This is a genomic window from Streptomyces sp. NPDC018000, assembly GCF_044328025.1.
Classification (GTDB): Bacteria; Actinomycetota; Actinomycetes; order Streptomycetales; family Streptomycetaceae; genus Streptomyces.
The window spans coordinates 25186-36991 of the sequence record NZ_JBIRGM010000008.1 but is presented as its reverse complement, the minus strand read 5'-3'; the positions used below and the strand labels follow the sequence as shown (position 1 = coordinate 36991).

Genomic DNA, 11806 nt, shown 5'->3' with positions numbered 1-11806 from the left:
ACGGAGTCGGCGGACCTTTTCGCTTTCCGGGTGGGTGGTGAGCAGGTCGGTGGCCCGACTGTCGCGTCGGGTGGGCGCCGGGTTCCACTGCCCGGGGTCTGGTGGTGCTGTCGTCGGGACGGGAAGTCTGCTGGTCAGCCCGGGTTGGGAAGGAGCGCGAGTCGTTCGTGGGCGCCTGTGATCTCACCTGTCCAGGGCCAGTGCTGGGTGAGGCGGAGGATCCTGCGCCGGCCGGTGGTGACGAGCTGGGCGGCCGCGGAGAACAGGCGGAACCGCAGCCGGCGGGGTTCCCAGAGCCGTGCCTTGCCGGTCAGGGCGAGCATGGGCATCCAGGCCAGCAGGTCGAGAGCGATCTGGACGATCTCCAGCCAGACCTTGTTCTGCGCGGTGTGGTGGAGGGGCAGGTTGCGCAGGCCGGTGGACCGGGCGGCCCGGATCCGGTCCTCCGCTCGGGCCCGCAGCCGGTGACGGAGCTCGAGCTCGGCGATCGGCCGGTCAGAGGTGTTGGTCGCGAAGCACGTGATCCGCATGCCGTCCGCGTCTGTGATCCTCAACTGGGCCCCGGGATGCGGTCGTTCCTTGCGGACAATGAGCCGCATGCCCTTTGGCCAGCCGTCCAGCAGTTTGCCCGTGAGCTCGGCGACCCAGGCCCCGTCGCGGACCTTGCCGTCGGCCTCGACGGCCGGCGTCCAGGCCGAGGCCGGGATCGTCAGCACGTGCTGGTGAATGGTGCCGGTGATCATCATGCCGACCGAGTAGGACAGCCACCGGCCACGCTTTGCGAGCCAGGACACGAAGTCGTGAGTGCCGCCGGCCGAGTCTGTGCGGATCAGCGTTCGCCGCCCTCGCCGGTACTTCTTCGGTAGCTGGACCAGGGCCAGTTGGGCGGTGGTGATGTGGTCGGTAGCCGTGTTCGAGCCCGCGTTCCCCGGTCTGAGGAGGGCGGCGACGGGCTCTCCGGTTCCGCCAGGGCCGTGGTCGACGAAGGCCGTCAGGGGATGATGACCGTAGGTTTTCTTCCAGGTCGCGGCCGCGTCCTCCTTGTCGAAGTGCGCGGTCACGAGGACGCCGTCGAGGTCGACCGTGACCTGCCCATCGGCGTCCGGGGCGTTCTTTCCTGCCAACGACCAGACACGGCTGCGGACTTCGGACCGTGCGGACCGGATAGCCTGCAGGGCTTTCTCACCGGAGGCGGCGAGGGTGTCGATCAGGCGGGAGACCGTCGGGTCGGAGGCGACCGGGCCGAAGACGGCCGGCTCACACCGCAGCATCGCGACGTCCGCGAGGCAGTCCCCGCCGAGTGCGACCGCCAGAGCGACGTCCAGAAGAATTTTGCCGGGATCGTGGATGGCCCGCGGCTTCCGCCACGGAGCCAGAGCTGCGGATACGGCCTGGTCAAGGCCGGTCTTGCGGACTGTTTCGACGAGCAGGACCGACCCGGCCTGTGAGACGACCTGACGGCCGTCACCCTGAACGCGGACACGGGGATAGGGCCCGATAGGGTGCTTCACCTGGGAAGTGCCTCTGGTTTCAGTGAGAACAAGGACCTAGACAATCCTCATTCTTGCTGGTCAGAGGCACTTTCTGCTTTCCTGACCGCCTGTCGGACAGCCCGCTTCATGAAAGCCCGAGGCTAAGGACTGACTCGACCGCACCAACCGGCGCCCGCCGGCCCACGGAACCGACCGTGAGCCCGGCGGGCGCCTCATGTTTCCGGGCAGCGCCTTCCTGGGCGGAACGCGGAACTGCCCTTAAGGGCCGCCCCCACTCGGACCCGAGGGGCGGTTCCTACCGTCGGAGGACGTGGCGGTCACGGGCCGTTCCGTAGCGTAATTCCGCAGCGTGCCGCCGTACCGCGAGCCCGGCCGACCACGGGCGAGGTGGGGAAAACCCCACCCGAAGACTGCGCTGTGCACCAGGGCGCCGGGCCCCCTCGGAACACCAGACTTCACGCATACACCGCGACATCTCAAATGCTGACCGACATAGGAGAAAAACCGTGACAACGGCTGTAACCATTCCCAGGCACGGGGGCACTGGAGGGCGTACGGCCGTCGCCGCACGAGCACGGCAGGTCGTCAAGGCGTACGGGGCGGGGGAGACCCGGGTCGTCGCGCTCGACCATGTCGATGTGGACATCGTCCGCGGGCAGTTCACGGCCATCATGGGTCCGTCCGGCTCCGGCAAGTCGACCCTGATGCACTGCCTGGCCGGGCTGGACACCGTGACCTCGGGTCAGATCCATCTCGACGAGACCGAGATCACCGGGCTCAAGGACAAGAAGCTCACCCAGCTCCGCCGGGACCGGATCGGCTTCATCTTCCAGGCGTTCAACCTGCTCCCGACGCTCAACGCGCTGGAGAACATCACGCTGCCGATGGACATCGCGGGACGCAAGCCCGACGCGGCCTGGCTGCAGCAGGTCGTGGAGACGGTCGGTCTGGCCGAGCGGCTGAAGCACCGGCCCACCGAGCTCTCCGGCGGCCAGCAGCAGCGCGTCGCGGTGGCCAGGGCGCTCGCCGCCCGGCCGGAGATCATCTTCGGTGACGAGCCCACCGGAAACCTGGACTCGCGGGCAGGCGCCGAGGTGCTGAGCTTCCTGCGCAGGTCGGTCGACGAACTCGGCCAGACCATCGTCATGGTCACCCACGACCCGGTCGCCGCCTCCTACGCGGACCGGGTGCTGTACCTCGCCGACGGACGCATCGTCGACGAGATGCACAACCCGACGGCCGATCAGGTCCTCGACCGCATGAAGGACTTCGACTCGCGCGGGCGGACGTCATGACCGTCTGGAAGACATCGAGACGCAACTTCTTCGCGCACAAGGGACGTATGGCGCTCTCCGCCGTCGCGGTCCTGCTGTCGGTGGCGTTCGTGTGCGGCACACTCGTCTTCACCGACACCATGACCACCACGTTCGACAAGCTCTTCGCCGCGACGGCGGCCGACGTCACCGTCCGGCCCGAGAGCCCCGAGGAGAACGACCAGCTCCCGGGGAACGGCAAGCCCGCCACGGTGCCCGCCGCGGCCGTCGAGAAGGCCGCCGGGGCCAATGGTGTGCGGCACGCCGAGGGCGCCGTCGTCAGCACCTCCGTCACCGTCGTCGACAGCCACGACAAGAACATCGGCCCGACCACGGGCGCTCCGACGATCGCGCGCAACTGGACGAAGAACGACCTGCGTTCGATGGAGATCACCTCCGGTCACGTGCCGCGCGGCCCGACCGAGGTGATGGTCGACGCCGACACCGCCGACAAGAACCACCTGAAGCTCGGCGACACCCTGCGCACCATCACTCCCAACGGCGACATCGAAACGAAGATCAGTGGCATCGTCACGTTCAAGGTCACCAACCCCGGTGCGGCGGCCTTCTACTTCGACACCGCCACCGCGCAGAAGAAGCTGCTCGGCGCGCCGGACGTCTTCAGCGTCGTCTTCGTGACCGCCGAATCCGGCGTTCCGCACACCGAGTTGAAGAAGAACGTCGCCACCGCGCTCGGCGACACCCCCGGGTACGAGCTCCAGACCCAGAAGGAGGCCACGGACGCCAGCAAGGACTCGATGGGTTCCTCCCTCGACGTCATGAAGTACGCGATGCTCGGCTTCGCCGGGATCGCCTTCCTCGTCGGCATCTTCCTGATCGTCAACACCTTCTCGATGCTGGTCGCCCAGCGCACCCGCGAGATCGGCCTGATGCGGGCCATCGGCTCCAGCCGCAAGCAGGTCAACCGGTCCGTGCTGATCGAGGCACTGTTCCTCGGCATCGTCGGCTCCGTCCTCGGCGTCGGCGCCGGTGTCGGCCTCGCCGTCGGCCTGATGAAGCTCATGGGCGCCATGGGCATGGAGCTGTCGACCAAGGACCTCACGGTCGCCTGGACGACCCCGGTGGTCGGCCTCGCGCTCGGCATCGTCGTCACGGTCGTCGCCGCGTACATCCCCGCCCGCCGGGCCGGGAAGATCTCCCCGATGGCTGCCCTGCGCGACGCCGGAACGCCGACGGACGGCCGCGCGGGCCGGGTCCGGGCCGCGGTCGGGCTGGTCCTCACCCTTGCCGGTGGCGCCGCGCTCTACGCCGCGACGCGGGCCGACAAGTCGAGCGAAGGTTCGCTCTTCCTCGGTGTGGGAGTGGTCCTCACCCTGATCGGTTTCATCGTGATCGGCCCGCTGCTGGCCGGTTTCGTGGTCCGGGTGCTGAGCGCGGTCATGCTGCGGATGTTCGGCCCCGTCGGACGGCTCGCGGAGCGCAACGCCCTGCGTAACCCGCGCCGCACCGGAGCGACCGGCGCCGCCCTGATGATCGGCCTTGCCCTGGTCGCCTGCCTCTCCGTCGTCGGCTCCTCCATGGTCGCCTCGGCCACCGAGGAGCTCGACAAGTCGGTCGGCGCCGACTTCATCGTCGAGCCGGGCGGCGGCGCACTGATCGTGGACCAGGCGGCGAAGTCCCTCAAGGCCGTGCCGGACATCGAGCACTTCACCGACTACAAGGTCGTCGGTGCCTCTCTCACCGCCCCCGACGGCACCACCGAGGACAAGGCCCTGGTCGCCGCCGACTCCACGTACAAGGACGACGTCCGCCGCGAGACGGTCTCCGGGAAGCTGGCCGACGCGTACGGCAAGGACGCCATGTCGGTCGGCGAGACGTACGCCACCAAGCACCGCGTCAAGGTCGGTGACCGGCTCACCGTCGCGTTCAAGGGCGGCGAGACGGCGAAGCTGAAGGTCGCCGCGATCACCTCGGACGACGTCAACATCGACAAGGGCGCGATGTACACCGACATCGCGACCGCCGAGCGGCACCTCCCCGCCGGCGCCCTGCCGGACGACGTGATCATGTTCGCGAAGGCCGCGGACGGCAAGGAGAAGGAGGCGTACGCCGCCCTCAAGGACGCCCTCGCCGCCTACCCGCAGTACGAGGTGCGGAACCAGGCCGACTTCAAGGAGCAGCTGAGGGACCAGATCGGCCGGCTGCTGAACATCGTCTACGGCCTGCTGGCACTCGCGATCATCGTCGCGGTGCTGGGTGTGGTGAACACCCTGGCCCTGTCGGTGGTCGAGCGGACCCGTGAGATCGGTCTGATGCGTGCCATCGGCCTCTCCCGTCGCCAGTTGCGCCGGATGATCCGCCTGGAGTCGGTGGTCATCGCGGTCTTCGGCGCCCTGCTCGGCCTCGGCCTCGGCATGGGCTGGGGCACGGCCGCCCAGAAGCTGCTGGCCCTGGAGGGCCTCGGCGTCCTGGAGATCCCGTGGCCGACGATCCTGACGGTCTTCGTCGCCTCGGCCTTCGTCGGCCTGTTCGCGGCCCTGGTCCCGGCGTTCCGGGCGGGCAGGATGAACGTCCTGAACGCGATCGCCACGGATTAGCGAGGGGACGGACGACGTAGGATGACTGATCCGGCTCCGGGGTGTTCCTCCAAACACTCCGGGGCCGGATTCGTGTCCGTGCCCGTACGCTCCGGAGCCGGATTCGGGTCCGTCCGGCGCGGGGTGCGGGGCACGGACCGTCGGCGCTCGGCAGAGCTTTCGGATCCGGCACCTGCCCGTCGCACGGGCCGTGCCGGATCCGACCCGCTGAGCCGGATTGCGCACGCGGCTGTCACACGGGAGTCGTACGCTGGGAACCCCCGGCCCGTGAGACGTGTCGGGTCCTTCGTGTTGCCCTGGCAGCAGCCGGCTGTCAGACCTCGCCCTCGTTACCCGGACGGAAGCCCTTCATGAGCCTGCACGGTCTGCTGGATGTCGTCGTACGTGACCCGGCACTCTCCGAAGCGGTGAAGGCCGCCACCGACGGCCACCGGATGCATGTCGACCTCGTCGGCCCGTCCGCCGCCCGCCCCTTCGCCGTGGCCGCGCTGGCCCGTGAGGCCGGGCGGACCGTGCTCGCCGTCACCGCGACCGGCCGGGAGGCCGAGGACCTGGCGGCCGCGCTGCGCACCCTGCTGCCGCCGGACACGATCGCCGAGTTCCCGTCCTGGGAGACCCTGCCGCACGAGCGGCTCTCGCCCCGCTCCGACACCGTGGGCCGCCGCCTCGCCGTGCTGCGGCGCCTGGCGCACCCGAGCAAGGACGACCCGGAGACCGGCCCGGTCAAGGTCGTCGTCGCACCGGTCCGCTCCGTGCTCCAGCCGCAGGTCAAGGGGCTCGGCGACCTGGAACCCGTAGCACTGCGCATCGGACAGAGCGCCGACCTCGGCAAGACGGTCGAAGCGCTCGCGGCAGCCGCGTACTCCCGGGTCGAACTGGTCGAGAAGCGCGGAGAATTCGCCGTGCGCGGCGGCATCCTGGACGTCTTCCCGCCGACCGAGGAGCACCCCCTTCGAGTGGAATTCTGGGGTGACGACGTCGAGGAGATCCGCTACTTCAAGATCGCCGACCAGCGGTCGCTGGAGATCGCCGAGCACGGGCTGTGGGCGCCGCCCTGCCGTGAGCTGCTGCTGACCGACGAGGTGCGCGAGCGGGCCGCCGCCCTCGCCGAACTCCACCCGGAGCTGGGTGAACTGCTCGGCAAGATCGCCGAGGGGATCGCGGTGGAGGGCATGGAGTCCCTCGCCCCGGTCCTCGTCGACGACATGGAGCTGCTGCTCGACGTACTGCCCAAGGGCTCGATGGCGCTGGTCTGCGACCCGGAGCGGGTCCGCACCAGGGCGGCCGACCTGGTCGCCACCAGCCAGGAGTTCCTCCAGGCGTCCTGGGCAGCCACCGCGGGCGGAGGAGAGGCCCCGATCGATGTCGGTGCGGCCTCCCTGTGGGGCATCGCGGACGTCCGCGACCGGGCCCGCGAGCTGGAGATGATGTGGTGGTCGGTCTCCCCGTTCGCCGCGGACGAAGAGCTCGACGAGGACACCCTCAAACTCGCGATGCACGCCCCGGAGTCCTACCGCGGCGACACCGCCCGCGCGCTCGCCGACACCAAGGGCTGGATCGCCGACGGCTGGCGCACGGTGTACGTCACCGAGGGTCACGGGCTTGCCTCCCGTACCGTCGAGGTGCTGAGCGGCGAAGGGATCGCCGCCCGCCTCGACCCGGACCTGGCGGAGATCTCGCCGTCCCTCGTCCATGTCTCCTGCGGCGCGATCGACCGCGGCTTCGTCGACCCGGCGCTCAAACTCGCCGTCCTCACCGAGACGGACCTGACCGGCCAGCGCACCGCCACCAAGGACCTGGGCCGGATGCCGGCCCGCCGCCGCAAGACGATCGACCCGCTGACGCTGGAGACCGGCGACTACATCGTCCACGAACAGCACGGTGTGGGCCGCTACATCGAGATGGTGCAGCGCACGGTGCAGGGCGCCACCCGCGAGTACCTCCTCGTCGAGTACGCCCCCGCCAAGCGCGGCCAGCCCGGCGACCGCCTCTACATCCCGACCGACCAGCTGGAACAGGTCACCAAGTACGTCGGCGGTGAGGCGCCCACCCTGCACCGGCTCGGCGGTGCCGACTGGACGAAGACCAAGGCGCGCGCCAAGAAGGCCGTCAAGGAGATCGCCGCCGACCTGATCAAGCTCTACTCGGCGCGGATGGCGGCGCCCGGCCATGTCTTCGGCCCCGACACCCCCTGGCAGCGCGAACTGGAGGACGCCTTCCCGTACGCGGAGACGCCCGACCAGCTCTCCACCATCGCCGAGGTCAAGGCGGACATGGAGAAGTCCGTCCCCATGGACCGGCTGATCTGCGGCGACGTCGGCTACGGCAAGACGGAGATCGCGGTACGGGCGGCCTTCAAGGCGGTCCAGGACGGCAAGCAGGTCGCCGTCCTCGTACCCACGACCCTCCTGGTCCAGCAGCACTACGGCACGTTCACCGAGCGCTACTCCCAATTCCCGGTCAGCGTAAGGGCGCTGAGCCGCTTCCAGTCCGAATCCGAGTCCAAGTCGACCCTGGAAGGGCTCAGTGAGGGCTCCGTCGACCTGGTCATCGGCACCCACCGCCTCTTCTCCTCCGAGACGAAGTTCAAGGACCTGGGCCTGGTCATCGTCGACGAGGAGCAGCGCTTCGGCGTCGAGCACAAGGAGCAGTTGAAGAAGCTCCGCGCCAACGTGGATGTCCTCACCATGTCCGCGACGCCCATCCCCCGTACCCTCGAAATGGCCGTGACGGGCATCCGCGAGATGTCGACGATCACCACGCCCCCCGAGGAGCGCCATCCGGTCCTCACCTTCGTCGGCCCGTACGAGGAGAAGCAGATCGGCGCGGCCATCCGCCGTGAACTGCTCCGCGAGGGACAGGCGTTCTACATCCACAACCGCGTCGAGTCGATCGACCGCGCCGCCGCGCGCCTGCGCGAGATCGTCCCCGAGGCGAGGATCGCGACCGCCCACGGCCAGATGTCCGAACAGGCCCTGGAACAAGTGGTGGTGGACTTCTGGGAGAAGAAGTTCGACGTCCTGGTCTCCACGACGATCGTCGAGTCCGGCATCGACATCTCCAACGCCAACACCCTGATCGTGGAGCGCGGCGACAACTTCGGCCTTTCCCAGCTCCACCAGTTGCGCGGCCGTGTGGGCCGTGGCCGCGAGCGTGGTTACGCCTACTTCCTCTACCCCCCGGAGAAGCCGCTCACCGAGACGGCCCACGAGCGCCTGGCCACGATCGCCCAGCACACCGAGATGGGCGCGGGCATGTACGTGGCGATGAAGGACCTCGAAATCCGGGGCGCCGGAAACCTCCTGGGCGGCGAACAGTCCGGCCACATCGCGGGCGTCGGCTTCGACCTGTACGTACGCATGGTCGGCGAGGCGGTGGCCGACTACCGGGCCTCCCTCGAAGGCGGCGTGGAGGAGGAGCCGCCCCTGGAGGTCAAGATCGAGCTCCCGGTCGACGCGCACGTCCCCCACGACTACGCCCCCGGCGAGCGGCTGCGCCTCCAGGCGTACCGCGCCATCGCCTCCGCCGGCACGGAGGACGACATCAGGGCGGTCCGCGAGGAACTCACCGACCGCTACGGCAAGCTCCCCGAACCGGTCGAGAACCTGCTCCTGGTCGCGGGCCTGCGCATGCTGGCCCGCGCCTGCGGCGTCGGCGAGATCGTGCTCCAGGGCTCGAACATCCGGTTCGCCCCGGTCGAGCTGCGCGAATCGCAGGAGCTTCGCCTGAAGCGCCTCTACCCGAAGACGATCATCAAGCCGGCCGTCCACCAGATCCTGGTCCCGCGCCCCACCACCGGCAGGATCGGCGGCAAACCGGTCGTCGGCCGCGAACTGCTGGCCTGGACGGGGGAGTTCCTCACGACGATCCTGGGGTCTTGACCCACCGTGGGTGAGCGAGGGGAGAGGCTGCGGGAGCAGTCTCTCCCCTCTTGCGATCCGGGCGGGCCCGCGCGGTCACACCGGGGGCGCTTCATCGGGCTCGCGGCCGTCGTGCGCAGTGAACACGAAAGCCGAGGTATCGCCGTCCAGGTCGATGGTCAGCGACGCATCCAGGGCCTTGGCGAGACGAGTGAGCAGCTGCAGGGTCGGCACGGAGTCGCCGCCCTCGATGTGAGAGATCTGCGGCTGGGTCATGCCTGCGCGCCGCGCCAGTTTGTTCTGCGACAGGCCGAGTTCGATACGGCGGTCGTGGACGGCCTGGCCGAGTGCGAATGCATACCCGGCTTCTTGGTAGGCCGAAGATTCCTCGACCGACTCTCCCAGGAGCTTCCTGGTCCGGCGCGTCTTCCACTGGGAGTGGTTCACGGACTGTCCTCCTTGATCCAGTCGTAGCTGTTGTTAGAAGTGGTCGGGCAGCCAGGGCTCGAACTGTGTCGTGCTGCGGACGAGGGTCGCGAGCGTCTAGGACTGACAGTTCGACGACGGCGAGGGAGTCGAATCCGGCGTGGTCGAGGCTGGCTTCGTCGGTGAGCCGGTCGGCGGGCAGCTTGAGGTCGTCGGTCAGGATGCGGATGAGATCACCGGTCATGCCCGGTTCCTTCCGGAAGGCGGGTGAGGGAGAGGTCGGGCCAGGTGAGGGTGGTGGCACCCCAGGTCAGTCCGGCGCCGAACGCGGTGAGCAGGGCACGGTGTCCGGGCCCCAGGCGGCCGTCGGCGGCGGAGCGGGCCAGGAGCAGGGGGATGGACGCGGCGCCGGTGTTGCCGACGTCGCCCACGTTGCCGAGCTGGTGGTCGTCGGGGACACCGAGCTGTCGGGCGACGAACGAGGTGATCCGGCTGTTTGCCTGGTGCGGGATCAGACGGTCGATGTCCGTGACGTCCCACCCGGCGGCGGTGGCAGCTTGGCGGGAGGCGGTGGACATACGGTCGACCGCATGCCGGAAGACGTCGGCTCCGTCCATGTGCAGGGTGCCGGGGCGGGAGGGCCGGATCAGGTCGGCGCCGGTTCCGTCGCTGCCCAGCACCACCGGCCCGAGCGCCCCGGCCTCGTCCGCGCTACCGCGGCGCAGCACCACGGCTCCGGCGCCGTCACCGAACAGCGGGACGGTCGTGCGGTCCTCGGGGTCGGGAAGGGTGGCGAGGGCGTAGAGGAAACCGGTGCAGCCGGCCGCGAGGTCGTAGGCGGGAACGCCGGTCAGCCCGAGCCGGGTGGCCACGGCGGGTGCGGTGGCTGGACAGCAACGGTCCGGGGTGGTCGTGGCCACCACCACGGCCTCCACCGTGACCGGTTCACCGTCGGCGAGGGCCTGGGCCGCAGCACGGGCGGCGAGGTCGGTCGTGGACAGGTCCACTCCGGCGACATGCCGTTGGGTGATGCCGGTCCGCGAGCGGATCCACTCGTCCGTGGTGTCCAGACGTGCGGTCAGTTCGGCGTTCGTGACGATGTGCGGGGGCAGCGCCGCGCCAGCTCCGCAGACCACGGCCGCCCTCGCGTCGGCTTTGGATGCGGCGGTCATCGGGTGGCCGCCTTGAGCTGCCGGGCGACGTCACCGATCAGGTCCTCCTGCCCGGCGACGGCCTGCCGCTCGCCAAGGGCGAGGAACAGGTCGACGGGGTCGACGCCTTCGGCGCGGGCGATCTGCTGGACGGGCTGTCTGAAGCCGGAGAACACCCCGGCGAGCCCGCTGGCCACGGCAGTCGAGTCGATGGACGGCGGGGCCTTCATCAGGCGGTCGGCGGCGATGTCGGCGGCGGCCAGGACCTCGCGGAGGCCGATACCGGTCTCGATGCCATGGCGTTCGAGAACGGCCACGAGGACTTCGAGCTGGGTGTTGCCGGCCCCGGCGCCGAACCCGCGGGCGGTCGCGTCGATGACGGACGCCCCGGCGTCCACGGCGGCAAGGCTGTTCGCCACGGCCAGGCCCAGGTTGTTGTGGCCGTGGAAGATGACCGGCACGTCGACGGCGTCGGCGATGGCGTGCACCCGCTTGGCGACGTCGGCCGGGAGGTAGTGGCCCGCGGAGTCCATGATGCCGACGGCCTGGGCACCGAACGTTGCCATCAGGGCGCACTGTTCGGCGAGTTCGCCGGGGCCGGTCATGTGGCTCATGAGCAGGACGCCCTGGGCTTCGGCGCCGAGGTCGCGGGCAACGTCGAGGTGGCGTTCGGTGACGTCGGCCTCGGTGCAGTGCGCGGCGATCCGTACAATGTCGGCGCCGTGGTGGACGGCGGCCACCAGGTCATGGGAGGTGCCCCAGCCGGGGGCCATGAAGACGCCCATCCGCGACGAGGTGAGGGCCTCGCGGACGGTGGTGAGCATCGTGGCGTCGTCGAGAGCGGCGCGGCCGATCTGGAGGCTGGAGGCGCCCAGGCCGTTGCCGTGGCCGACCTCCACCACCGGCACTTTGGCGGCGTTCGCGGCGGTGGCGTAGGCGCGGAGCTGGTCGGCATCGAGCTGGTGGCCGACTGCTTGGCGAGCAGGACAGCGGCGGCGTTGATGA

The 11806-nt window shown here is 69.7% G+C and carries 6 protein-coding genes and 2 pseudogenes; 3 read left to right on the top strand and 5 right to left on the bottom strand.

Annotated elements, in window-relative coordinates:
• Positions 1-134: 134 nt before the first annotated feature.
• Positions 135-1511, bottom strand: coding sequence for an IS1380 family transposase (locus ACH4EW_RS19085; protein ID WP_398258285.1), 1377 nt, complete (start codon positions 1509-1511; stop codon positions 135-137).
• Positions 1512-1999: 488 nt separating this feature from the next.
• Here ACH4EW_RS19085 and ACH4EW_RS19080 point away from each other — a divergent pair, with 488 nt between their 5' ends.
• From ACH4EW_RS19080 to mfd, 3 genes are all read left to right on the top strand, one after another.
• Entirely contained in the window at positions 2000-2788 is a 789-nt protein-coding gene (locus ACH4EW_RS19080; protein ID WP_398258283.1) for an ABC transporter ATP-binding protein, read from the top strand.
• Complete coding sequence (locus ACH4EW_RS19075; RefSeq protein WP_398258281.1) at positions 2785-5364, top strand: ABC transporter permease; 2580 nt, start codon at positions 2785-2787, stop codon at positions 5362-5364. Before ACH4EW_RS19080 ends, ACH4EW_RS19075 begins: the two co-directional genes overlap by 4 nt.
• 350 nt (positions 5365-5714) lie before the next feature.
• Positions 5715-9245 carry a transcription-repair coupling factor gene (gene mfd, locus ACH4EW_RS19070; RefSeq protein WP_398258279.1) on the top strand — a complete coding sequence of 1177 codons (3531 nt, stop codon included), beginning with the start codon at positions 5715-5717 and terminating at the stop codon, positions 9243-9245.
• A 75-nt stretch (positions 9246-9320) separates the two neighbouring features.
• Here the strand turns inward: mfd and ACH4EW_RS19065 are convergent, their stop codons facing one another.
• From ACH4EW_RS19065 to dmpG, 4 genes and pseudogenes are all read right to left on the bottom strand, one after another.
• Positions 9321-9671 (bottom strand): helix-turn-helix domain-containing protein, encoded by a 351-nt coding sequence (locus tag ACH4EW_RS19065; protein WP_398258277.1) that lies wholly within the window; start codon positions 9669-9671, stop codon positions 9321-9323.
• A gap of 115 nt (positions 9672-9786) precedes the next feature.
• A pseudogene (locus tag ACH4EW_RS19060) lies at positions 9787-9894 on the bottom strand (phosphopantetheine-binding protein); the annotation flags it as partial.
• Positions 9884-10822: a 3-oxoacyl-[acyl-carrier-protein] synthase III C-terminal domain-containing protein gene (locus ACH4EW_RS19055; protein ID WP_398258275.1), complete on the bottom strand. Its 939-nt coding sequence runs from the start codon at positions 10820-10822 to the stop codon at positions 9884-9886. The gene ACH4EW_RS19055 and the pseudogene ACH4EW_RS19060, both read right to left, overlap by 11 nt.
• Positions 10819-11781, bottom strand: a pseudogene (gene dmpG / locus ACH4EW_RS19050) (4-hydroxy-2-oxovalerate aldolase); the annotation flags it as partial. The gene ACH4EW_RS19055 and the pseudogene dmpG, both read right to left, overlap by 4 nt.
• Between the last annotated feature and the right edge of the window lie 25 nt (positions 11782-11806).